Source organism: Moheibacter lacus, from assembly GCF_014042165.1.
GTDB lineage: Bacteria > Bacteroidota > Bacteroidia > Flavobacteriales > Weeksellaceae > Moheibacter > Moheibacter lacus.
In genome coordinates, this window is the sequence record NZ_JACDZE010000001.1 from 385,204 (window position 1) to 410,361 (window position 25,158).

A 25,158-nucleotide genomic window follows, 5' to 3' on the forward strand; every position below is an offset into this window, starting at 1 on the left:
TCCATGATTTTTGAAATACATCCTGATTTTAAACCGAAGGAAGCCCAAATCAAAGCAGCTTTTGAAAATTTCGATAACACTGGAAACGACTTCATCATCGGCGAAAGAAACCGTATCAAACTATTTGAAATCGGGAATCAAACGGTGAATGTAAAATCCTTTAAAGTTCCCAACAAACTCAACCAATTCGTTTACAGATATTTCCGCAAATCCAAAGCGAGAAGGTCTTTTGAATATGCCAATTATTTATTGGAAAAAGGAATCGGCACACCAAAACCCGTGGCATTTCAGGAAAATCATGGAGGATTGGGTTTGCAAAGAAGTTTTTATGCCAGTTTGCATCAAGACTATGATTTAACATTTAGAGAATTGGTTGAAATCAAGGATTTCCCTGATGAAGAATTGATCTTAAGACAATTCACCCGTTTTTGTTATAAATTACACGAAGCCGGAATCGAGTTTAAGGACCATTCGCCCGGAAATACACTGATTAAAAAAATTTCGAATGAGTACTACGAATTTTATTTAGTAGATTTAAACCGCATGAATTTTCATGAAAACATGAATTTGGAACTCCGAATGAAAAACCTCTCTCGATTGACGCCAAAAAAGGAAATGGTCAAAATCATGGCTGAGGAATATGCCTCAATTTCAGGAGAAAATCATGAAAAACTTTTTACATTGCTTTGGGGATTTACAGAAAAATTCCAAACGAAATATCACAGAAAATTAAACGCCAAAAAGAAAATCAAATCGATCTTTAAATAAACCTCATTATGAAATTCAACATCTCTCTATTCAGCTTATTCTTTTCCATAATTTGTTTCGCCCAGCTCAATCCCAAAACCAAATGGGGTGAAGTTTCACAAGCAGAGATAGATTACAAAAAAGTATCATATGAGCCAGATGCTGGCGCAGTGATTCTTTATGAAGAAGGAAAGACGATCATATCAGGTTCTTTTCAAACCAAGGTGTACAGAAGGATTAAAATTTTAAATGAAAAAGGAATAGACGCCGCCAACCAACAGTTGACATTTTATGCTGAAAAGAACAAGGAAAAAATAGAGGGACTTAAAGCCCAAACTTTAAATATTGAAAATGGTCAAGTAAAAGCCTATCCAGTTGAGAAAAATTCAATTTTTGACATCAATCTTAACGAATTTTATGGTGCCAAAAAATTTACATTTCCCAATGTCAAAGTTGGCTCCATCTTAGAGTTTGAGTATGATTTTTATGATGAAAATGCATATCTGATAGACGCTTGGAGATTTCAACATGAACATCCGACTTTATTCAGCCAATATAGTTTGACCAATGAAACGCATAGAGAATATGCTTCTTTAATGGTGGGAGAAAAAATTGTTCAGCAATCTAAAAACAATAAATCAAAGGACGCAAGTAAATGGACCTTAACAAATCTGACAAGTTATTCATCCATTCCTTATTTGTACAATCCGGCTGATATGGCAGAGGGAATCATCCTTCAGCTAATGGGCTATTTTACGGATTCAAAAGGTGCTTTTAGCGAGATTGTTTTTAAAGAAGCGATTTCCAATTGGGCTGATGTTTCAAAAGAATTACAAAACTATTACAATGGTTTTGCAAATGCAGGTTTCGGAAAAGAAATTGCCAACTCCATCCCAAATGGAAATTCAGAAAAAGCCACCATAGAAAATGTGCATCAATATATGAAGCAAAATTATAAATGGAATAATTATCAAGCGCTATATCCACGTAAAACCAATAAAGAAGTTGAAAAAGACAAAACAGGATATTCTGCAGATTTAAACATTTTGTTGAACAGCATTCTGAAAGGAAAAGGTCTGAAAGCTGAATTGGTCATCATCAGTACCAGAGACAATGGAAAGTTGATCATCAATTATCCTTATTTGGGACAATTTAATACGATTGTCAATATGATTAGCCTAAAAGATGGATCAGTTATCTATATGGATGCCAGCGACTTAAGCAATGGTTTAGGTTTTATGCCCCTGCGTGATTACAACCATTATGGTTTAATCCTCAATTCCAAAGACAATAATTTCGCCAATTTGACCCAACCTATTTCTGAGTTTTCATCTGTCCAGCTTTATAATTTCAAAGAAAATCAATTTATCCTTTCTCGAAATGATAAAGCAAATGGCTATTTTCTTCAACAACAAAAAAAAGAAGCATTACCAAAAGGTCAAGAACAATACCATGAAGTAAAAAATGCATTGGATCTTTTGATGAATGAAACCAAAAAGGATTCAAAAATGGCAGAAGATGGAACTAGGATGGAACGGACTTTTTATGAGTCTGCCCCAATTCAATCTCAAAACTTCTTCACCATAGAAAATCCTTTAAAATCAACGGTTTCCTTTTTTAAATTGTCTGAAAACACCAGAGAAAGAGCATTAGAATTTAATTTTCCTTTTTATTATAAAACAGATGTCATCATTCCGATTCCGGATGGATATGAAGTACAAATCCCTCAAGATTTCCAGAGCAACCATTCAGCTTCAAGAAAAGAATTAAACTACTACCAAACTGCTGAAGTGAAAGACAATAAAGTCATCCTACATGTAGAATTCATCGTCACAAAACCAGCCTTTAGCTATGGTTACAAAGAAATCAAATCCTTCTTTGAAAAAGTCAACTTAGACGCCAGCAAAACGATTTTGATGAAAAAATCCTAAAAAATGAAATTCTTACTGCTCACTCTCTTCATTTTCCCCATTTTCATTCAGTCGCAAATTAATCCCAAAACCAAATGGGGCGATGTGTCTGATGCTGAAATCAATTTGAAAGAAGTGCCCTTTGAAAAAAATGCCGATGCTGTTGTGCTGTATGAATCCGGAGATTTGACCGTGGCTTATCAGAATTGGGGCAATAAAATTTATAAACGCATCAAAATCCTGACAGAAAAAGGAAAAGAAATGGCCGATTATGACCTGATCTATTTTAGTTTAAATGATTTTGAATCCATTTTAAGTCTCAACGCCCAAACCATCAATTTTGAAAATGGAAAAAAGGAAATTACGCCAGTTAAAAATAAAGACATTTATGATTTGCCCTATTCCGGTTATTACCGAACCAAACGTTTTGCTTTTCCAAATGTGAAAGTCGGTTCCATCATTGAGTTAGAATACAATTTGGTGAACCGTTTTCATTCCTACATGGAAGGTTGGGTTTTCCAGCATGAAATCCCAACGCTTTACAGTTCGCTTTCAGTGGATGTTCAAGCACCGGTGGATTATATCCCAATTTTACATGGCGAGAGAATCATTGCCGAATCCAAAGAAGAGAAAAAAAGAAAAAACCATAAAAACCATTGGACGCTTACGGACTTGCCTTCAATTGACCAACCCGAATTTTTATACAATCCCAGAGATTTTGAAGAACGAATCGATTTCCAACTCCGAGGTTACCACCATAAAAATGGAAGCTATGTCAACGAAGTCATCCATTGGACCGACATCAACCGAATTTTCAAAAAGGATTTCGTGAATTACTACGACGAAAAAACCACTCAAAATATCGGCAGAAGAATTCTAAATAAATCCGATGAAAAAGAACAAATTCAAGCCGCACTCGAATATTTTAAAACCAATTACCATTGGGATAATTTTACCAATGTCATTCCGCGGAAAAGCCTTTTAGAAGTGGATCAATCCAAAAAAGGTTCTACATCAGAAATCAATCTTTTGTTGCATTATGTACTCTTGGAAAAAGGCATCAGATCCCAATTGGTTTTGATCAGCAAACGGAAAAACAAAAAGCTACAAACCGCCTATCCTTATTTCAATCAATTCAGTTCCATCATCAATTTGATCACGCTGGACGATGGAAATACTTTTCTGATCGATGCCTCCCAACTGGCCGACTATGGTTTTCAATTCATGCCTTTGTACAATTACAACCACATCGGCTTGGTTGTCAATTCCGACAAAGCAGATTTCATTTCGGTAACGCCTCCTCTTTCTGAATTTCACTTAACGGAATCCTATCATTTCACTGAGCATAAAATAAATTCGCAAAAAATCGAGAAAAAATCAGGCTATTTTTTGGATGAAACCATATCAACCAATTATCCAACCCAAAAAGCTCTGGACATTCATTTTTCAGAAACCAGCCAATCTCCTGATTTAAAATTGGAAAACAACTTCATTTCTTCCAAAAAACAATTCCAATCTGAAAACCAAAATCCCAATTTTTTCACCTTTCAAAATCCTTTAGTTCCTAGCTTAAAACCATTCAATTTTACTGATGCACACCGTGACAAACCTATAGAATTTGATTTTCCCATGTACCAGAAAATCATCATTTCTTCTAAAATTCCAAAAGGCTTTCAAGTCGTTCTCCCAAAAGATTTCAATGCGCATTATCAATTGGGTGAAAATGATTTGATGTAATACCAAAACGCAGAAATTCAAAATGAAACTTTGGTGATTTCAATTGAATTCCTCATCAAAAACCTGATATTCAATGAAAAAGAATACTCCGAACTCAAATCCTTCTTTGAAAAAGTCAATCTTGATGCTTCAAAATCAATCTTGATGAAAAAGAATTAAACATCCGCAACCATCAAATTACAGCCGCGCACATCAGACTGATCAAACCGGCCGAGGATTTCAAATGAGCCATCCTCATGGATTTTCCCCAAATCATCGGTCGCAATGAAACTGCAAGAATTCAGATTGGCCAGATCGATTACATTGATTCCACCCGTTTTTCCATTATCCAAAATGGAAAACGGATCTTCTGTATCCCGAATCAGGACTTGCATCCAATCAGGCGTTTGAAACCTTGAATTTCCTTTGGAATAAGCCTGCGACAACAATTCCGTCATCCCATATTCCGAATGAATCTCCTCCACCCCAAAACCTTTTTTTAGAATTTGATGCAATTCTTCTCTGGTGATTTCTTCCTTGCGCCCCTTCATCCCACCGGTTTCCATTACGATGGTGTTTTTTAGTCCCAATTGATATTTCTCAACAAAATCAAGCATAGCAAATGAAACTCCGATCAAAATGGCCTTTTTCCCTTCCTTTTCATTTCTAATTAAATCATGGTACAATTTTTCATGATCGTACAAATAAAATCCGCCTTTTCCCGATTTTTCGATCCAGAATTCAACCATATCGATTAGCGAAGAACCTGTTCTTTCCAAATAGGAAGGCAACAAAGCAAAAATCGTATACTCAGAAAAATCGCCATAAAAATGCTGAAAACTCTTTTCCAAACTCGTTCTATAAAATTCCAAATCCGCAACCAAATGTCTGCTGGTCGCTGCCCCGGTCGTTCCGGAACTTGTGAAGATTTTTTCGAATTTTTGATTGCTTAAAAGAATTTCATGCGTTTTGAAAAATCGGATGGGTAAAAAAGGAATACCAGAAATCGATTGAATTTCCTCCGGATTGACCTTCAAAAACTTCAAATATTTCGCATAAACCGGATTTTCAATTGACTGAAAACGAAATACTTTCAACGCTAAACTTTCAAATTCTTCTTGATTTTGAATGGAAAAAATTTCTGCTTTTGAAATCATCTGTCAAATGTACCAACTTGAAACCTTAAACTATAAACTTTAAACAATTTATTTCCCCAAAGCCCGATTGGCTTGGTACAAATGATCGCCGATCAATTCATAGTTTTGAATCAATTCGGTATAGAAAAGTGCACTTCTCGCTGATAATTTTTCAGATTCAATTGCCTTTAAAAGAGCTTCTTCTGCTTTCTCGAATTTTTTGTCGATGGATTTCTCTATCTGTTTGGCTTCCAGCAAATCTACATTCCCATCGGTTTCATTTAAATTTTGAACCAAAGTCGTCGTAGCCATGGAAAGCGAATCTTGTAATTCCAACAACAATTCTCTCAATTTGGGCGTGATGAAACTATTGCTTTTTCTTCGCTCTTGATGGATGCTCGCAATCTTTATCGCCAAATCACCTACGTTCTCCAAATGATGACAAATCTCGATCAAACGATGGATGTTTAACGCCACTTCGCCGGACATTTCAAAATTATAAATCGAATTCAAATAATTCAATATACTTTTCTCCAATTCGTCACTTTCCTTTTCCAAAGTGAAAATCCGTTTGCGCAATTCTTTCAACTTTTCTTCATCGCTTTCAGAAATCATACGCCCCAAATTACTGATGATCTGACGTGTAATTCCGGCAAATTTCACGATTTCGCGATTGGCTTCATACACATACATTTTGGCCGTTGGACCAAATGGCCTTGCGATCAATTTCAACGAAGATTTGTCTCTTGAACTTTTCCAATATTTGTTTTCTGCCCAATCTGCCACCGAATTAATAAATGGCAATATCAAAAATGCAGAAACGACATTGAAAAAAGTATGGAAAGAAACCAATAGAATTTCGCCATCAGTTGAAACAAATTCCCTTAAAAAATCGATGATAAATGGAACAAAAAAGAAGATCAAAACTACACCTGCCAAATTAAAAAAGAAGTGAAACCAAGCGGTGATTTTTGAGGCCCTATTTCCTACCGTTGAGGCAATCAATGCTGCTGAAGTCGTCCCGATGTTGGCTCCCAAAACCATCATCGCAGCCTGTTCTATGTTCATTCCTTTTGAAACCAAAACCGCTGCCAATAAAGTAAATGCACTGGAAGAATGGAATAAAAAAGTAACGAAAATTCCGATCAATACAAATATGAGAGAAGAACCAAAACTCGTGTTTCCACCATGCTCTTGGATGTATTTGTAAAAGAATTCATGTTCGGTTAAATCAGGGAAAAATTGATTTAAAAAATAAAATCCGATGAAAATCAATGCCAATCCGATGAAGAAATCAGACCATTCTTTGGCCCTTTGGTTCCGGAAAAATAAAATGGTTACGGCAACGGCAATCATCGGCAATGCAAGCGATTCTATATGCCAAACCGTACCCAAACCGATGATGAACCATAGTTTAATTACCGTTCCGACATTGGCTCCAACGATGATTGAAAATGCACGCCGTAGGTTCAAAAGCCCTGCATTGACAAAACTTAACGTCAAAACACTCACGATGGAAGAGGATTGTAAAGCGCCGGTAAATACCGTTCCTGCCAGAACTCCCGAATATTGATTTTGGGTCATCCGATTCAAAAACTTTTGCAATTGACCGCCGGCAGAACGCTGCACACCTTCACTCATCACTTTCATTCCATAAAGGAAAAGCGATACAGAACCCAAAACATTAAAAATGAGTAAAAAGGTGGACATACTCTTATATTCAGTTTGCAAAATTAGGCGGTCTTATGTAAACTGATTGTTAAGGATTTGGGGATGAGAAATTAGATCTAGTTAGAATATTCTGCAAAATCAGCGAGATAGATTTGCGAGAGGATTTTGCCCGCCAATTGCGTAGATCAACGCAGATTTTAAAATTATTGCAAAATTTAAACGAAAATTCGCTCCGCTTCTAGCACACTTTCCGGTCGACCTACATCGATTAAAATCCCTCCACTATGATCAAAACCCAATATTTTTTCTTCTTTCATCAACTCCATATAAGTTGTCATGATAGAAAATTTCCCTGATTCAGGCATTTGTTTAAATAACTTTGGATCGATGATATGGATGCCACTAAAAGCCAGTTCTCGTAAAGGATTATCCGATACGATGATGGATTCTCCTGAATTTAAATTTCGCCAACCTTTTAATTCTAAATCCTTTTCAAACAATAATTTTCTTGAGCTATTTCGGTCAGAAACCGCCATTGTCACCAATGGCTTATTCCTGAGATGAAATTGAATCATTTCCTCAATATTTAAATCGGTCAAAATATCCACATTCATCACCAAAAATGGTTCATTTCCCAATAAATTCTTTGCTTTTACCAATCCTCCTCCGGTTTCCAGAACCTCATCAGATTCATCAGAAATATGAATTTCCACTCCGAAATTATTTTTTGAAACCAAAAAATCTTTGATTTGATCAGCAAAATGATGCACATTGATCACAAATTCATTGACCCCAAATTCTTTTAAATATTCGATATTTCTTTCCAGCAAAGGCTTTCCATTCACCATTGCCAATGCTTTGGGATGATGATCTGTAAAAGGCTTTAAGCGTGTGCCGAGACCGGCGGCGAATAGCATTGCTTTGGTGATGGAAGATGGAGGATGGAGGATGGAAGTATTCATTTTAAATTATTTCTAAATGCAATTAAAGAATTCATCAAATCATAAGCTAGTTTATAATTTTGATTAAATTCTTCATCGTTTATATAATATCTATTTTTTGCTTTATAAAGACAAGTAACAACTTCAGCTAAAGAGCGAATGGAATAACCCAAGAATCTTTGGAATTCGGGTTTTGATTGTAGAATTGAGCCTTCAGCAATATTTAAAGCTATTGAATCAACTGCGCGACGGATTTGAGAAGTCAGATTAAATTTTTCTTCGTCAGGAAATTCCTTAGAAAATTCAAAAATTATCTCTCCAAACTCCATGGAACGATGCCAAACTATAATTTTTTCAAATTTAAAACTCATCAGAAATCAATTTTCATATTCAAAAAACTTCCATCCTCCATCATCCATCCTCCATCTTCCATCTTCCATCTTCCATCCTAATAAACCTCATTCACCCAGTTCTTCGCTTCCTGCTCCACATGATGAACCACAACATTCACTTCCGGAAATTTTTTTTGAATGTGTTTTGCCATCGCATCAGCCGAATAAACCGAACGATGTTGACCGCCGGTACAACCAAAATTGATTTCCAAATTGGCGAAATTTCGACTCAAATAATCTTCAATCGAAATATCTACAATACTAAAAGCTGCAGTTAAAAAATCAGCCATTTTGGTTTGGGTTTCGAGATAATTCTTTACCGCTTCATCACGACCGGTTTGGGTTTTGTATGCTTGAATTCTACCCGGATTCAAAATTCCGCGACAATCAAAAACAAAACCACCTCCATTTCCTGATTCGTCCTGTGGAATTCCTTTTTTATAGGAAAAACTTCTTACGTTAATGTTTAATTTGTCGCTCATCGATGATTTGTTTTATGGTTTGAAGTGTTGATGTTTCAGTTAATTTTATGATTATTTTTTTCAATTCAGGATAATTTTCCAAAACTGAATAATTTTTTATTTTTTCTAAATTTTTCAATCCAAATCCTATGCTTTCTACGAAATGCTTTTTCCCTTCATAAATTCCTCTAAATCCATAAGTACCCAAAACCTGCAAAAGCCTTTCCAGCACGCATAAATCATATCCTTTTCTGAATTGAATTCCGTCTAAATCTTGACGTGTCAAATCGATGAATTTCTTGACATAAATTTCATAGCATTCTTCTTTCCAAATTTCCGACAAATCAGTTTTGGCCTGCCATAATATCGATACCAAATCATATTGAACCGGACCTTTCAAACCGCCCTGATAATCGATGAAATAAGGTTCGTTTTCATGGACCATGATGTTTCGGCTTTGAAAATCACGGTAAACGAAGTATTGTTCCGGAATTCGTTCAAAATCGTATGCAAATTTTTCAAAGTCCTGAATCAATTTCCCTTGGTTGAATTCAATTCCGAGAAGATTTAGAAAATAATTTTTAAAAGAAAATAAATCTCTTAAAACCAATGTAGAATTGAATTTCGGATAACTGAAAGATTTCGAATAATCTAAATTTTCATCTCCTAAAATCTGCATTCTTGCCAATTGACGAATGGATTTCTCATATAAAACTTTCGCTTCATCAGGTGATTTCAAAACGACATCGAGCAAAGTTCGGTTACCAAAATCGGACTGCACATACAAAGTGAAATCGTCTGAAACCTGAAAAATCTCTGGCAAATTTTCAATGACTTTGGAGAAATGCTCCGTGAAATAAATAAACGTTTGATTTTCTGCTACATTTTCACTTTCGGTCAGAATAAAGGATTGATCCGAATTATAAAATCGATAGTACTTCCTCGACGAGCCGCCACCAGAAAGCAATTCTAAAGTTTCAACCGCTTCTCCGTTGTAGTGTAAATTCAGGAATTCTCGAATTTTTTCGTTCATCAAAATACTTTCCCCAAAGTTATAATTTTAAACGACGTATAGACGCAATGCATTGCGTCTATACATTTATGAATTTAATTTCACTTTTAAATTCGCCAACATGGCTTCGGTCATTTTCCCCAAATCAAACTCCGGTTTCCAGCCCCATTCTTTTTGTGCAACAGCATCATCGATGCTCGCCGGCCAACTGTCAGCAATGGCTTGGCGGAAATCAGGTTTATACGTTATTTCGAAATCAGGAATTTGCTTTTGAATTTCTGCGGCGATTTCTTTCGGAGTAAAACTCATTCCATTTAGATTATAAGAAGTTCGGACAGTTAGTTTTTCAGCATCTGCCTGCATCAATTCAATGGTCGCCCGGATCGCATCATCCATGTACATCATCGGCAAAGCGGAATTTTCAGAAAGGAAACATTCATATTTTCCTTCTTCCAGCGCCTGATAATAAATATCTACCGCATAATCGGTGGTTCCGCCGCCCGGTCGGGTTTTCCAGCTGATCAATCCCGGATAGCGGATGCTGCGCACATCTACTCCGAATTTTTCATGGTAATAATTGCACCAAAATTCTCCGGCTCGCTTGGAAATTCCATATACCGTAGTTGGAATAGCCAAAGCATTTTGATCGGTATTTACCTTTGGCGTATCCGGTCCAAAAATGGCGATACTACTCGGCCAATACAATTGTTTGATTTTTTTATCTTTTGCTAAATCTAAAAATGTCAACAAAGATTCCATGTTCAGATCCCAACCTTTTCTCGGGTATTTTTCTGCAGTTGCAGAAAGCATGGCAGCGAGATGGTAGACAACTGTAATTTTATGTTTGGAAACAATTTCCTCAATCTGCGCATCATCCATCACATCCAATCTTTCATAATAAGGGTCACTCACTTTTTCTTTTTCCTGGATATCGGTAGAAAGCACATTTGCCTCACCATAAATTGTTCTTAAAGCCAATGCTAATTCAGAACCGATTTGTCCTAAAGCCCCTGTAATTAAGATTTTTTCTGACATAAATATTGTTTGTTTTGCAGCACAAATATAGCATTTATCCACATTGTCCCTTTTAAAAAAACTTTTTAGATTTGTAACATCTCGGTAAGGAGATGGACTAATTACACACCAAATAATTTAGAATGAAACCGACAAGATTAAAATAATTATTTGCCACACAGTGAAATAATTATTTTTAATCATCAAAGGTTACATGTGAACATTGAAAAGCAATAAAAATAACCACATGAAAAAACAAATTTTTCTAGGCTTGAGTTTAATCGGTTGTCTGTCTTTTGGGCAAAACGATTTTCATGCCGTAAAGCTTGAGTTTATGGACAATTCGGTTCGGCCTCAAGATGATTTTTACAATTTCGTGAACGGAAATTGGATGAAAACGACAGAAATTCCTTCTGATAGAGCGAGATGGGGTAGTTTTGATGAATTACGTGAAAATACGGATGTCGTATCATTGAATATTTTAAAAGGTTTGTTGGGTCAAAATCATCCAAAAGGAAGTGACCAACAAAAGATAGGTGATATTTATGAATCCTATGTCGATTTCGACTCCAGAGACAAAGCCGGATTAAAACCCATTCAGCCCTATTTGAACAAAATCGACAAAATAAAATCTGTAAAGGATCTTGAAACCTATTTGGCTGAAGTAACACCGATCGGATTGAATTCACTTTATGGATTTTATGTGCGTTCTCACATGAAAAACAGTAGCCAGAACGCTGTTTATTTGGGAGATGCAGATTTAGGAATGGGTAGAAATTACTACCAAAAAGAGGATGAAAACAATAAAAAATCACTGGAACAATATTCAGCTTACATTGATAAAATCTACCATTTCACAGCTGAAAAAACCAGGGATTTAAAAGGGCCGAAAATCATAGGTTTTGAGAAAGAAATTGCATCAACTTTATTTACCATTGAGGAATTACGCGATGATCGTTTACAATTCAATCCCTATGCAGTAAAGGATTTAAAGAATTTATCAAAAAACATAGATTTAGCTAAATTCATAGGAGATTTGGGGGTAAAAACGGACTCTGTGATCATCGGTGAGATCAATTATTTCAAAAAATTGGATCAAATCATCAATGAAAAAAACATTCCGATCATCAAACAATATTTGAAATTTCATTTGATCAATGGTGCAACCGGATATTTGACAAAAGAATTGGATGAATTGAATTTTGATTTTTATGGTAGACAATTAAGAGGACAGAAAGAGCAGCGTTCATTGGACAAAAGAGGTTTGGAATATGTCAATCGTTCTGCAGGCGAACTTTTAGGTAAAATTTATGTAAAAGACAACTTCCCACCGGAAGCCAAAGCCAATGCAAAGGAAATGATCGATTATTTATTCAAATCTTTCAGGGTACACATCAATGATTTGGAGTGGATGTCTGCAGAAACCAAAGTCAAAGCGATTGAGAAACTGAATAAATTTACAGTCAAAATAGGCTATCCCGACAAATGGAAAGATTATTCCAATCTTGAAATCGTTTCACACGATGAAGAATTCGCCTTATTCAAAAACCAAATGAATTTAAGAAAATGGCGATATGATTATATGTTCAACAAAATAGGAAAACCGGTTGATAGAACAGAATGGGGCATGTCACCTCAAACCGTAAACGCCTATTTCAATCCATCTAACAACGAAATCGTTTTTCCGGCTGCTATTTTACAATATCCGTTTTATGATTACAGAGCTGATGCTGCAGTAAATTTCGGAGGAATCGGAGCGGTAATTGGTCATGAGGTTTCACATGGTTTTGATGATAGCGGAGCGATGTATGACGGTGATGGAAACCTAAAAAATTGGTGGACTGAAGAGGATTTTACCAAATTCAATGCTGCCGGAGAAGCACTGGCCAATCAATACAGTCAATATGAACCGGTAAAAGAAACTTTTGTAAACGGGAAATTCACTTTGGGAGAAAACATCGGAGATTTGGGTGGATTAAACGTTGCTTATGATGCACTTTTGATGTATTTAAAAGACAAAGGAAATCCTGGAAAAATAGATGGATTTACACAAGAACAAAGATTCTTTATTTCTTGGGCAACGATTTGGAGAACCAAATCTACAGATGCTGCATTGATCAATCAAGTGAAAACAGACCCACATTCGCCCGGATATTTCAGAGCGATCGGACCACTGGAAAACATAGAAGGTTTTTATAAAGCTTTTGATGTAAAAAAAGGAGATAAAATGTTTAAACCTCAGTCAGAGAGAATCATCATTTGGTAATTATGGTTATCCCAAAAATATTCCGATGGCTATTTTTTAGAAAAATAATAAAGATGACAACATTAGATGCAATAAAGAACCCGAATGCAACATTGATAGACATTCGCGAACCTTACGAATTAGAAATCGACGGAAACGTTGAAAAAGCGATCAATATTCCGATGGGAGAAGTCCCGGACAGGTTAGATGAAATCAAAGCCATGCCCAAACCTATCGTGATTTTCTGCAGAAGCGGAAAAAGAGCTTCCTCCACTTTGAATTTTTTAAATGAAAATGGATTGGAAGAAGCCTTCAATGGAGGTGGATTTGCTGATGTAAATGAGATTTTAAACAGCTAAAAAACTAAACGGTATAAAGCAACTTTGTCAAAGTCTAGTATTTTGACAAAGTTTTTTATTTAATTTAATAAGGAATGACTAAAAAAGAAAGAGCGTTATTTGTTGTTGAAGAATTGGAAAAACTTTTCCCAAATCCTGCGATTCCACTAGATCATACAGATCCATATACGCTATTGGTTGCGGTGATGCTTTCTGCACAAACGACCGATAAAAAAGTAAATGAGGTTACACCTGACTTATTTGCGAGAGCCAATAATCCAAAAGCCATGCGTTTACTGGAAGTTGATGAAATCAAAGAAATCATCAAACAAATCGGACTTTCCAACACCAAAGCCAAAAACCTAAAACGACTTTCTGAAATCATCGAAGTAAAACACGATGGAGTTGTGCCTTCTACTTTTGAGGAATTGGAAGAACTACCGGGCGTAGGACATAAAACAGCCTCTGTGGTGATGTCACAAGCATTTGGACATCCTGCCTTTCCGGTCGATACGCATATCCATCGATTGATGACCCGATGGAAATTGACCAATGGTAAATCGGTAGAACAAACAGAAAAGGATGCTAAAAAATTATTTCCAAAAGAACTTTGGAACAAATTGCATTTACAGATCATTTATTATGGCAGAGCTTATTCACCTGCAAGAAGTTGGGATCTGGAGCGGGATTTTATTAGTAAAAAAATTCTTTCTAAATAAGAGCCTGTTTAAAATTTTATAAATATTTATTTTATAGCAATTTTTAGATGGATTTTGTTCTTTTTGATTGCAGTTTTAGCGGGCTAAATCAAAATTAAAAAGGTTAAAATACGCTAAAAAGCGCATAAAAAGATATTTAAGGCTAAAATATTATTCTTGTTCGAAATTAATTCCTTTAAAATTTAATCATGCTCTAAGTTCAATTTAAACTTAACGTTAAAAATCCAGTATAATTCTTAAATTTGCCGGTAATATATTTGAAATTTCCGCTATGTTAAATACAGTCATCACCGGTTCAGGACATTTTTTACCTGAAAAAATCGTAAAAAATTCAGATTTTATCAACTACGAATTTTATGATGAACAAGGTGTTTTTATTGAGAAACCCGTTTCGGAAATCATTCAAAAATTTCAGGAAATCACTGAAATTGAAGAGAGAAGGTATGCAGACGCAGGAGATTTCACTTCAGATTTAGCGGTGTATGCTGCAAAAAAAGCCATCGAAGATGCCGGAATCGACAAAGAGGATTTGGATTATATCATCGTAGCCAATAATTATGGTGACATCGACGCCATTTATCGTCAAGTGGACAATATGCCGTCCGTAGCAACACGGGTCAAACATAAATTGGGCATCAAAAACAACCATTGTCGTCCTTATGATATGTTATTTGGTTGTCCGGGATGGATTGAAGGATTGATTTTGGCGCATCATTTATTTTTGTCGGGAACTGCAAAAAAAGCATTGGTCATTGGGGCGGATACACTATCTAGAGCAGTAGACCCGCATGACAGAACTGCGATGATTTTTGCAGATGGAGCCGGTGCGGTAGTGCTTGAAGCAGTAGAAGATGAAGCCAAATACGGTATCATAGGCTATGATACGATTGCAGATAGTTTAGATGAAATGACGTATTTGTCCAATGATGTTTCTTTAAAGGAAGGATATGAAGGATCTAAAGTCAATATCAAAATGCGTGGAAGAAAAGTGTATGAATATGCTTTAAGAAAAGTTCCTGCATTGATAAAACGCGTGATTGACAATTCAGGGTTGGAGATCAACTCCATCAATAAAGTATTGCTACACCAAGCCAATGCAAAAATGGATCATGCTATGGTTGAAAGATTATTTAGACTGTATAATATAGATGAAATCCCTGAAGGAATTGCACCGATGACCGTTCAAAAATTGGGGAATTCTTCAGTCGCAACCGTACCTACGATGTACGATTTGATTTCCAAAAAGCAATTGGGCAATCATGAATTCCATGCAGGAGACCATATCATTTTGGGCTCAGTTGGTGCAGGAATGAACATCAATGCCATTCTGTATCAATTTAAATAATTTTAGGTTGAATTGTGTCATACCGATATTTTCTTAAATTCTAAAAACGGCAAATTTCTTAAACAAATGGATGATGAATTTTATAAATTCAAAATTATTTGTGACCTTTTTAAATTTCTGTGTCAAATAAGGTGAAGACAAGTTTATGGCGCCCCCAAAATCGTTTGAAATTATAACTGACGAGGAGCTTATACAGAAAATCACCCGAACAAATGACACGCATTTATTTGGAGTTTTGTATGATCGCTATACTTCTGTCGTATACAATAAATGTTTGGGATTTATCGGATCAAAAGAAGAAGCTCAAGATCTTACGCATGATATTTTCGTGAAGCTCTTTGTCAAATTAAAAACTTTTAAAGGTGAGGCTAAATTTTCAACATGGCTATATTCTTTCACTTATAATCACTGTGTAAATTATCTTCAGCGAGAAATTAAAGGAAATAAAAACACATTTAGTATTGATGAAAATCATGTAGGAGAAGCAGAGGAAGAAGAAATTTCAGATGCCCAAATATTTGAAATGAAAGCTGAAAAACTATACCGCGCCTTACAACTCATTTCTCCCCCTGAACGAGCAATCTTATTATTAAAATACCAAGATGATTTAAGTATTAAAGAAATATCAACCCTCTATTCGATAGGAGAGAGTGCCGTAAAAATGAGACTGAATAGATCAAAATTGAACCTTATCGAACTATATAAATCCTTATAAAATGGAAAATCCATTTAAAAATATAATTGAAAATCAACAGGTCCCGGAAATTATCCGTGACCATGTCATGAAGGATATACGCATGATAAAATTGGCTTTGGACATGACTGATTTGGTTTCGGTTAAATATCCTGCCTCTATTATCAATTTATTGAGTACGACTGAAAAAAAGAATAAGAAAAAAGATTAATACAAAGAAAACCACCCAATATGGAACTCCCATTTTACATAGTTGAAAATTTTTATGCTAATTTTTTAGAAGCCTTACCAGAAATTCTGAAAGGAATTGGCTTTGTGGTAGGCGCATTTTTATTGTACTATATTTTAATATGGATCGTCAAAAGAATTTTAAAATATTCGAAAATCGAAAAAGCCAATGATTTGTTGAATGAAATGGATTTCCTACAAAACATGAACATTCAGTTGAATCTATCTAAAATCATACTGGGCGGCCTAAAATTTATTTATGTCCTCATCGTCATGATCATCGGCTCTGAATTTCTTCAATTGCATATCGTTTCGGAACAAATAGGAAAATTACTGGAATACCTACCCAAACTATTTGTAGGTTTGGTCATTTTCATATTAGGCGTGTATTTGGCATCTCAAGCCAGAAAGTTGATTTATGCTATGATAAAATCGATTGACTCTGGAGGCGCAAAAGCCATCAGTTCATTGGTTTTTTATCTGATTTTTGTTTTCGTGTCGATTACGGCATTGAACCAAGTCGGCATTGACACTAAAATCATTTCTGATAATTTAACCTATATCATAGGAGCGGCATTGATCGCCGTTACCATAGCCGTAGGTTTGGGATCAAAAGATATCGTGTACAGACTCATCCTCGGATTTTATACCAAGAAAAATTTGGAAATTGGAATGAAAATTCAAATTGGACAAGAAATCGGCATTATAGAAAACATCGACAATATATGTTTGGTCCTCAAAACAAATAAAGAAAAAATCGTTTATCCCATAAAAAATATAACCGACTACGAAATCAAAATTTTAAATACCTAAAAATTACGAGTATTTAACCTAAACTCTAACCAGTTTAACATTCCCTAACCATTCAAAAATGTTGAACAAAAGGCTGTCGTCACCTAAGCGGCAGCTTTTATAAAAAATCGTTAAAGAAATTTAACATTCGTTAATGTTTTCATAAAATTAAACGATCCGAAGTTAACGACTCACTATTCCGATTAGATTTGCGTTTGTAAAGAAAAAAAACAAACAATTATTCTTGAAAGGAATCCGGTATGAAAGGACTTAAAATTCTAATCATCTTACTAGCCTCAACGTTCATAACCTCTTGTGGATCAATGATCTCCACAACTCAAGCAAAATCGAGTTATATTCCACTTGAACGTTCTTATTATACCCAAAGTTCCATTATCAATAAAAAATTATTTGCTGAAAATAAATCAGAAGAAGTCAAAACTGTTAAAGTTCAACCTGAGAAATCTGCCATCGAAGAATTAAACGAAATTCACTCCATGGCGATGAACTCTTTTGTTACCCAAATCCTTTCAGAAGCTGAAACCTATTTGGGAACTCCTTATCGATATGGTGGAACTACGCGAAATGGAATTGATTGTTCTGCTTTTGTTCAGAGCGTTTTCCAAATGTTTAACCACGAATTACCTCGTGTTTCTGCCGCTCAAGCCAAAGAAGGTCATGTCGTTTCAAAAGAAGAACTTCGAGCCGGTGATTTGTTGTTTTTCGCAACCAATGGTGGAAGCCGAGTTTCACATGTTGGAATTGTGCACAATGTTTCAGATGAAGGAGATATCGAATTCATCCACGCCTCAACTTCACAAGGCGTAACTGTTTCACCTCTGAGCATGACTTATTGGAACAAAAGATACCTTTACGCCAAAAGAATCATTGACTAATCACCATTTTTTTCGCCAACCATTCTTCCGCAATCAAATAAGGATTATTTTCTAAATCCCAAATTGGTGTTTCCTCATGAATCATCTTCATTACCTTTTTGACAGTTTGTTCTTTAATGTATTCTTGAATCCTCAAAACATTTTGTCCTTTTCTTCTTTTCTCTAAATATCCGGATTTTTCAACCCAACTAAAATAATCCAAAATCGCATCCCAAACCTCTTCCAAACCTTTCCCGGTCAAACCTGATCCTAAATAAACTTTTCGCTTCCATTCTGATTCCTTTTGTGGCAAAAACTGCATAGACCTTGCCAAAGTCACTTTTACTTCTTTGGCTTTATCAGAACCAAATTCATCCGTCTTATTGATAAAAATCAAATCCGACATCTCCATGATTCCTCTTTTGATCCCTTGCAAATCATCTCCAGCACCAGGAATTTGTAAAAACAAAAAGAAATCTGTCATTTCATGTACCAAAGTTTCAGACTGCCCTACTCCTACCGTTTCGATCAAAACCACATCAAATCCAGCCGCTTCACATAACAACATCGCTTCATAAGTTCGCGAAGCAATTCCACCTAGAAATCCACCAGTTGCAGAAGGACGGATGTAAGCTAACGGATTTCTGGCCAATTCTTCCATCCTCGTTTTATCTCCCAAAATACTTCCGCCGGACAAAGTACTGCTCGGATCAATCGCCAAAACCGCAACCTTCAAACCTTTATCGGTCAACAATTGCCCAAAACTTTCTATAAAAGTACTTTTTCCAACGCCCGGAACTCCTGTAATTGCGATTCGTTTTGATTTGCCCGTCTCCGGCATGAGTTCTTGGATCAATTGATGCGCACATTTTTGATGTTCAGCAAGTGAACTTTCGGCCAACGTAATTGCTTGACTGAGCATAACACGGTTTCCATTTCGGATGCCGTCTGCCATTTCTTGAATATTGAAAGTTTTCATTTCAAACAAATGTATGAAAATGGCTGTAGAATTTGGTTGGCAGTTATTTCTCAATTTTATAATTTTATCAAAAATTCAATTTGAAACCCGATTTTTTACTAGCCGGTGACCATGTTGCCATCATCGCTCCTTCCGGACGCGTTTTCAAAGAAGAACTCCAAGAAAATTTAGCATTTCTAAAGTCAATGGAATTAGAACCCGTTCTCGGAAATCATTTGTTTGAGGATTATGACAATGGTTATCATTACGCCGGAAAAATAGAGGATCGTCTTTATGATTTCCAATGGGCAATAGATGATGAGGATATCAAAGCCATCTGGTGTGCAAGAGGCGGATATGGTGCAGTCCAATTGATAGATCGACTCGATTGGGACCGTTTCATCCAAAATCCTAAATGGCTCATCGGTTATTCTGACATCACTGTTTTTCACAACCATTTGAACAATTGGGAAATCCCGACCATTCATGGTTTGACCATCAAAAAATTGAACACGGAATATCATCCCGAAACATTTTCAACGCTACAAAAAGCATTATTTGGTGAAAAATTAAAGTATGAAATTCCTTCCCATGCTTTGAATCAAATCGGCAATGCAAGAGGAAAATTAGTCGGTGGAAATCTATCGATCATTTATAGTTTGATGGGAAGTCTATCCACCATTCAAGGCGAAAACCTGATTTTGTTTATCGAGGACTGGAATGAAAACTGGTACCATTTGGATCGGATGATGATGAATTTAAAACGTTCCGGATTATTGAAGAAAATCAAAGGATTGATCGTCGGTAGTTTTACCAAAATGGATTTGGAAAATGAAAATCCCGATTTCCATACCGATTATGATCCGATGAGTTTTCAAATCATCCATCAATTCATGGAAAATTATACCATTCCGATTTGTTTCGGGTTTCCGGCAGGTCACATCGGTGACAACCGAGCGCTGATTTTAGGAACTGAAGTTGAATTCAATATCTCAAATGAAATCGTTAAATTAGAATTTTATTAGATGAAACAATTACACATCATACAACATCCGCTTATCCTTTCCAAAATGACGCAAATCCGCCGGAAAGAAACACCGACCAAAATGTTCAAAGAATTGGTCAATGAAATTGCTTCGCTCATGTGCTACGAAATCACGAGAGATTTGGAAACGGAAACCTTTGAAATCGAAACGCCGATTTGCAAAACGACCGGATATCGGATCAAAGGTGAGGATTTGGTTTTGGTGCCGATACTCAGAGCGGGACTTGGAATGGTGGAAGGCATCCAGAATCTCATTCCCAATGCCAAAACAGGACACATCGGGATTTACCGCGACCATGATAGTTTGGAACCGGTAGAATACCTCTGCAAACTTCCTCCAAACATGGAAAACCGAGACATCATCATTTTAGATCCGATGTTGGCAACAGGTGGATCTGCGGTGAAAGCAATTGAAATTTTAAAAGCGCATCAAGTGAAATCCATCCGTTTGGCTTGTTTGGTAGGCTGTCCGGAAGGTGTAGAATTGGTACATCAAAACCATCCTGAAATCCCAATTTTCCTTGCGGCAATGGATGAGAAATTAAACGAAAAAGGCTATATCGTTCCCGGATTGGGTGATGCAGGCGACCGGCTATTTGGAACAAATTAAGATGGCAGATCATATTGAATTTGGAATCGAAGCTGAAAAAAGAGCAGCCCAATTTTTAGAAGAAAAAAATTACAAAATTCTAAAAAGAAATTGGCGCTACATGAAAGCGGAAATCGACATCATCGCTGAGGATTTGAGTCGAAATCAAATCGTCATCGTTGAAGTAAAAGCCCGGAAAATCAATCCACTGGTCGATGCTGAAATTGCGGTTACATCAAAAAAAAGAAAACTTTTAATCAAAGCTGCCGATGCATTTATCGTAGAAAACGAAATCGCATTGGAAACCAGATTTGACATCATCAGCCTTTACAAGTCCAATTCTGGTTGGGAAATCCAACATTTGGAAAATGCATTTTTTGCCTACGAATAATTGGTATATCATTTGAATATGAAAAAATCATTATTTATTTAAAAAATAATGCTATTTTAGTATCAATCAAATTAAAGAAAAAATGAAAAAATTACTAACTGCTTCCATGGTATTGATGTTTGGCGTCATGGCATATGCGCAATCTCCATTAGGTACATGGAAAACTATAGACGATAAAACCGGAAAAGAAAAATCCTATGTGAAAATCTATGAAACCAAATCAGGGAAATTACAAGGTGATGTTACCAAAATTTTGACCGCCGGAAAAGAAGATGCAAAATGTACGGAATGTGAGGGCAACAACAAAGACAAACCCATCAAGGGTTTGACCATCATGTGGGGGATGGAAAAAGATGATGACGAATGGACAGATGGAAGCATTTTAGATCCCAACACGGGAAAACAGTACAAATGCAGTATGAAATTAAAAGACAAAAACACACTGGAGGTGAGAGGATATTTAGGTATTTCACTTCTGGGTAGAACCCAAACTTGGAAAAGAGTAGAATAAATGATGCTTTTTCCAATTCAAAAATCTCTTTCCACCAATACGAAGGAGATTTTTTTTATTTTTGATGCGTAAACAAAATCCGATGAAAAAAATAATGCTGATCCTGAGTGTGAGTTTGTTTTTCTACAATTGTAGTGAAACAGAAGTGCTGGATGAAACAGGAAGAATGGAGGTGACCGATTTTAATTTGCCGGAATTACCGGAGAATTATCATTATGAAGGATGGCTTTTGGTGGATGGAAGTTATGTTTCTGTAGGTCAAATCACCAATGATTCCATACAAAACAATCGGGCAAGATTTGACGAAATTGAAGTAACGGATTTGGCGACTGCCCAATCTTTTGCGATAACTGTAGAAGCCAGTGGATCTGCTGCGCCCTCCAATTATGTTTTAATTTTGGGTGATTTTAATGGAAATTCAGCCACTTTAACTTCAGATGCTCAAGTTTCAAATGGTGTAATGGGATTAGCCAAACGCATTTCCGCATCTTATACCGTGCAAAACGCTTCTGTTCCTTCGGAAGATCAGGGCAATTATGGCGTAAATGGTATTTGGTTTTTTAAAGGAACTGATGATACGATGGAAACAACGATCCAATTGGAATATGGAGACATCGATTACCAAGCTTGGCTAACCAAAACCGGAAGTGATGGTTTGGAATATGATTTAAATATGGGTGTGATAGAAAATGATACGATAGGTGATAATTCCCGAATTTTCATTCCGTCAGCTTATGCTTCAAACATTCCTGATTTCTCCGGTGAGGATTTTTTACAATTGCCCAGTGCTAATGCCGGTTCATTTCCTGAAGGCTTTTTTCCGGTTGACGTGCGTGGTGCGAAACTCATTTTAACACCAATCCCAAATGGGTACAATAATGTCACTGTTCCATTTCCAATTTCCATTTTGGAAACTACAGTTCCAAATGATGCAGTAAAAGACCCTAATTTAGTACGTGATTTTCAGATCAATACCAATTTTGGCGCCACAGCCACCAAATTATAAAGCTAAAATCCTTTGTGAAACAAGCAAAAGCTCTACCTTTGCCGCAAAATAACCAGAAAGGGGTGCTTTTTCAACTCGTTTGAAATGGCTGAGATTATACCCAAAGAACCTGGGCGGGTAATGCTGCCAAGGGAAATTGAGAAGATTTCATTGTTATTTCTGAAATAAAAAATATCTTCCATCTAGGGTAAATCCACCTTTCATTTAAGAATTTATTAAAAATGAAAAGTAGGATTTTTTTATGCGCTCTTGCGAGCGGAACTTTGGCTTTTGGTCAAGTTCAGGATTCGATCCAATCCAATGACAGTAAGGTAATTGAGCTTGATTATGCCAACATCGTCCAACGACTTCCGGTGACTTCGGAAAAGATCAGCAATCAAAAATTAAACGAAAGAAATTTAGGTCAAGACATTCCGACACTCATCGGGAACGCCACTTCAGTTGTCACCACGACTGATGCCGGTGCCGGAATCGGATATTCTTCTTTAAGAATTCGTGGGATAGAACAGGATCACATCAACATCACACTCAACGGTGTTCCGATCAATGATGGCGAATCTCAAGGCGTTTTTTGGGTAAACATGCCCGATTTGGTTTCCTCCACCAATTCCATTACCATTCAGCGTGGAGTGGGAACTTCCACTTCCGGAACCGGCGCTTTTGGGGCGATTGTCAACATCGATGCGACACAGCCTTCAAGAGAAATGTTCCTGGAATCAGCCAATTCTTGGGGAAGTTTTGCTACGCAAAAATATTCGCTTCAGGGAGGAACCGGTGCTATTCTAGACGGGAAATTGAGAATTGACCTAAACGCATCTTTAATCAAATCAGACGGCTACATCGATCGTGCATCCAGTAACATGCACTCCTATGGAATGAATGCCAAATATGATTTGAATGAAAAAACCAGCTTCCGCTATTGGACCTTTTTTGGGAAACAAGAAACCTATCAAGCTTGGAATGGAATCGATGCGGAAACGATGAAAGTCAACCGTACTTTTAATTCAGCCGGCGCCATTTATGATGCGGACGGAAACATCGTAGATTATTATGATAATGAAGTAGATAACTACCAACAACACCATAATCATTTGGTTTGGGATCAGCGTTATGGAAAAGGTTGGAAAAGTAATGCTACACTTTTCTATACCAGAGGAAAGGGTTACTACGAAAATTACAAACAAGGCGAAAATCTAGCTGATTTTGGTTTTGACAGTGAGATCGAAGGAACAGATGTGGTGCGTCAAAAATGGCTGGACAATCATTTTTATGGTTTAAATTTCAATTTAGAAAATCAAAATTTGGGGAATTTAAGTTTGGTGACCGGTGTATCTGCTGCGCAATATGTCAATGATCATTTCGGGAAAATCATTTGGGTGAAAGATTTTGACAACCAAAACACCAATCAGGAATACTACCGAAACGAATCCACCAAAAACGACGTATCTGCTTATGCAAAAGCACTTTACAAAGTCAATAATTTTGAGTTTTTTGGAGATATCCAATACCGATTTGTGGACTATAAAGCAGCATTAGTTCCGGGTGGTGAAAGTGGAGAAGAAGATTTCAGACCTTTTGAAGATGATTTCCATTTCATCAATCCTAAAGCCGGTTTGAATTATTTCGCATCGCAAAAAGACGTTTTCTATTTCTATTATGGCATGACCCACCGTGAGCCGAATCGTTCAGATTATATGGACAATCCTGATTTCATCAACAATGGAAATGCGCCGAAACAAGAAAAATTGCATGATTTTGAATTGGGTTATAAAAAATCGGGGAGATTCAATTTCACTGCCAATGCTTTTTACATGTATTACATCGACCAACTCGTTTCAACCGGAGAACTCAATGATGTGGGCGAATATATCCGTAAAAATGCCGGAGAAAGCTATCGCGCCGGAATTGAGCTAAGTGCAAATTATGGTATCTTACCACAGAAATTGTCGGTTTTCGGAAATCTTACTTGGAGTACCAATAAAATTTTGGATCATAAAGAAATCGGATATGATGCGGATTGGAACGAAGAGATCCAAGAATATGGTGATATGGACATCTCCTTTTCTCCTGACTGGATCGGTTCTTTCGGCGTGGAATACAGACCGGTTAAAGCTTTATCGCTCAATGTTGTCAACAAATATGTCGGTGAACAATTCATGACCAATACAGAATTGGAAGATGGGAAATTGGACAGTTATTTCCTGACCGATGTAGTTGTACGTTATGCACCGAATTGGTTCAATCTGAAAAACCTAGAATTTTCAGTTTTGGTCAATAATTTATTTGATGTGGAATATGAAAGCAATGGATTTTACTATGAAGGGCCCTATTATTATCCTCAAGCCGGTATCAATGTTTTGGGCGGATTTAAAGTTCGATTGTAAGAAAAACAGCAGATTACTTTTTATTGAATTACAAAAAA

25 protein-coding genes are annotated in these 25,158 nt (G+C 36.4%); 17 read left to right on the plus strand and 8 right to left on the minus strand.

Features of this window, described 5'->3' with window-relative positions; genetic code table 11:
- Positions 1-3 precede the first annotated feature (3 nt).
- The 3 genes from HU137_RS01840 to HU137_RS01850 are packed head-to-tail and all read left to right on the plus strand — an operon-like array spanning position 4 to position 4,394.
- Positions 4-768 (plus strand): lipopolysaccharide kinase InaA family protein, encoded by a 765-nt coding sequence (locus HU137_RS01840; RefSeq protein ID WP_182042103.1) that lies wholly within the window; start codon positions 4-6, stop codon positions 766-768.
- Between the two features lie 8 nt (positions 769-776).
- On the plus strand, positions 777-2,678 hold the full coding sequence (locus tag HU137_RS01845) for a DUF3857 domain-containing protein (RefSeq protein WP_182042104.1): 1,902 nt from the start codon (positions 777-779) through the stop codon (positions 2,676-2,678).
- Between the two features lie 3 nt (positions 2,679-2,681).
- The gene (locus HU137_RS01850; protein ID WP_182042105.1) at positions 2,682-4,394 is read left to right on the plus strand and encodes a DUF3857 domain-containing protein; all 1,713 of its coding nucleotides are present in this window, start codon (positions 2,682-2,684) and stop codon (positions 4,392-4,394) included.
- A 155-nt stretch (positions 4,395-4,549) separates the two neighbouring features.
- Here HU137_RS01850 and HU137_RS01855 read toward each other — a convergent pair whose 3' ends face one another.
- From HU137_RS01855 to HU137_RS01885, 7 genes are all read right to left on the minus strand, one after another.
- Positions 4,550-5,530 carry a LuxE/PaaK family acyltransferase gene (locus HU137_RS01855; RefSeq protein ID WP_182042106.1) on the minus strand — a complete coding sequence of 327 codons (981 nt, stop codon included), beginning with the start codon at positions 5,528-5,530 and terminating at the stop codon, positions 4,550-4,552.
- Between the two features lie 48 nt (positions 5,531-5,578).
- Positions 5,579-7,219, minus strand: coding sequence for a Na/Pi cotransporter family protein (locus HU137_RS01860; RefSeq protein WP_182042107.1), 1,641 nt, complete (start codon positions 7,217-7,219; stop codon positions 5,579-5,581).
- A 176-nt stretch (positions 7,220-7,395) separates the two neighbouring features.
- Positions 7,396-8,142 (minus strand): nucleotidyltransferase family protein, encoded by a 747-nt coding sequence (locus tag HU137_RS01865; protein ID WP_182042108.1) that lies wholly within the window; start codon positions 8,140-8,142, stop codon positions 7,396-7,398.
- On the minus strand, positions 8,139-8,492 hold the full coding sequence (locus HU137_RS01870; protein WP_182042109.1) for a four helix bundle protein: 354 nt from the start codon (positions 8,490-8,492) through the stop codon (positions 8,139-8,141). Before HU137_RS01870 ends, HU137_RS01865 begins: the two co-directional genes overlap by 4 nt.
- Positions 8,493-8,569: 77 nt before the next feature.
- Positions 8,570-8,995 (minus strand): RapZ C-terminal domain-containing protein, encoded by a 426-nt coding sequence (locus HU137_RS01875; RefSeq protein ID WP_182042110.1) that lies wholly within the window; start codon positions 8,993-8,995, stop codon positions 8,570-8,572.
- Complete coding sequence (locus HU137_RS01880; RefSeq protein WP_182042111.1) at positions 8,973-10,007, minus strand: aminoglycoside phosphotransferase family protein; 1,035 nt, start codon at positions 10,005-10,007, stop codon at positions 8,973-8,975. The genes HU137_RS01875 and HU137_RS01880 overlap by 23 nt, the downstream gene beginning before the upstream one ends.
- A gap of 66 nt (positions 10,008-10,073) precedes the next feature.
- On the minus strand, positions 10,074-11,021 hold the full coding sequence (locus HU137_RS01885) for an NAD-dependent epimerase/dehydratase family protein (RefSeq protein ID WP_182042112.1): 948 nt from the start codon (positions 11,019-11,021) through the stop codon (positions 10,074-10,076).
- A 226-nt stretch (positions 11,022-11,247) separates the two neighbouring features.
- Here HU137_RS01885 and HU137_RS01890 point away from each other — a divergent pair, with 226 nt between their 5' ends.
- From HU137_RS01890 to HU137_RS01925, 8 genes are all read left to right on the plus strand, one after another.
- Positions 11,248-13,266, plus strand: coding sequence for a M13 family metallopeptidase (locus HU137_RS01890; RefSeq protein ID WP_182042113.1), 2,019 nt, complete (start codon positions 11,248-11,250; stop codon positions 13,264-13,266).
- Between the two features lie 53 nt (positions 13,267-13,319).
- Positions 13,320-13,604 (plus strand): rhodanese-like domain-containing protein, encoded by a 285-nt coding sequence (locus HU137_RS01895; RefSeq protein WP_182042114.1) that lies wholly within the window; start codon positions 13,320-13,322, stop codon positions 13,602-13,604.
- A 74-nt stretch (positions 13,605-13,678) separates the two neighbouring features.
- Positions 13,679-14,302, plus strand: coding sequence for an endonuclease III (nth, locus tag HU137_RS01900; protein ID WP_182042115.1), 624 nt, complete (start codon positions 13,679-13,681; stop codon positions 14,300-14,302).
- 271 nt (positions 14,303-14,573) lie between these two features.
- On the plus strand, positions 14,574-15,647 hold the full coding sequence (locus HU137_RS01905; protein WP_182042116.1) for a 3-oxoacyl-ACP synthase III family protein: 1,074 nt from the start codon (positions 14,574-14,576) through the stop codon (positions 15,645-15,647).
- A 145-nt stretch (positions 15,648-15,792) separates the two neighbouring features.
- Positions 15,793-16,362, plus strand: a complete 570-nt coding sequence (locus tag HU137_RS01910) for an RNA polymerase sigma factor (RefSeq protein WP_182042117.1) — start codon at positions 15,793-15,795, stop codon at positions 16,360-16,362.
- 1 nt (position 16,363) lies between these two features.
- Positions 16,364-16,552 (plus strand): hypothetical protein, encoded by a 189-nt coding sequence (locus HU137_RS01915; protein ID WP_182042118.1) that lies wholly within the window; start codon positions 16,364-16,366, stop codon positions 16,550-16,552.
- 20 nt (positions 16,553-16,572) lie between these two features.
- Positions 16,573-17,382 carry a mechanosensitive ion channel family protein gene (locus HU137_RS01920; RefSeq protein WP_182042119.1) on the plus strand — a complete coding sequence of 270 codons (810 nt, stop codon included), beginning with the start codon at positions 16,573-16,575 and terminating at the stop codon, positions 17,380-17,382.
- A gap of 302 nt (positions 17,383-17,684) precedes the next feature.
- Positions 17,685-18,257, plus strand: coding sequence for a C40 family peptidase (locus tag HU137_RS01925; RefSeq protein WP_246361467.1), 573 nt, complete (start codon positions 17,685-17,687; stop codon positions 18,255-18,257).
- Here HU137_RS01925 and meaB read toward each other — a convergent pair.
- A complete protein-coding gene (meaB, locus tag HU137_RS01930) occupies positions 18,247-19,215 on the minus strand; it encodes a methylmalonyl Co-A mutase-associated GTPase MeaB (RefSeq protein WP_182042121.1) in 969 nt (322 codons plus the stop codon). The two genes, HU137_RS01925 and meaB, sit on opposite strands and share 11 nt — an antisense overlap.
- Positions 19,216-19,295: 80 nt before the next feature.
- On the opposite strand from meaB, the gene HU137_RS01935 reads away from it, so the two are divergent.
- From HU137_RS01935 to HU137_RS01960, 6 genes are all read left to right on the plus strand, one after another.
- Complete coding sequence (locus tag HU137_RS01935) at positions 19,296-20,219, plus strand: S66 peptidase family protein (protein ID WP_182042122.1); 924 nt, start codon at positions 19,296-19,298, stop codon at positions 20,217-20,219.
- Entirely contained in the window at positions 20,220-20,849 is a 630-nt protein-coding gene (upp, locus tag HU137_RS01940) for a uracil phosphoribosyltransferase (RefSeq protein WP_182042123.1), read from the plus strand.
- A 1-nt stretch (position 20,850) separates the two neighbouring features.
- Positions 20,851-21,219 carry a YraN family protein gene (locus HU137_RS01945; protein ID WP_182042124.1) on the plus strand — a complete coding sequence of 123 codons (369 nt, stop codon included), beginning with the start codon at positions 20,851-20,853 and terminating at the stop codon, positions 21,217-21,219.
- 82 nt (positions 21,220-21,301) lie between these two features.
- Positions 21,302-21,730: a DUF2147 domain-containing protein gene (locus HU137_RS01950; protein WP_182042125.1), complete on the plus strand. Its 429-nt coding sequence runs from the start codon at positions 21,302-21,304 to the stop codon at positions 21,728-21,730.
- Between the two features lie 82 nt (positions 21,731-21,812).
- The gene (locus HU137_RS01955; RefSeq protein ID WP_182042126.1) at positions 21,813-22,736 is read left to right on the plus strand and encodes an anti-sigma factor; all 924 of its coding nucleotides are present in this window, start codon (positions 21,813-21,815) and stop codon (positions 22,734-22,736) included.
- Between the two features lie 221 nt (positions 22,737-22,957).
- Positions 22,958-25,120, plus strand: coding sequence for a TonB-dependent receptor (locus HU137_RS01960; RefSeq protein WP_182042127.1), 2,163 nt, complete (start codon positions 22,958-22,960; stop codon positions 25,118-25,120).
- The last annotated feature ends 38 nt before the right edge of the window (positions 25,121-25,158 follow it).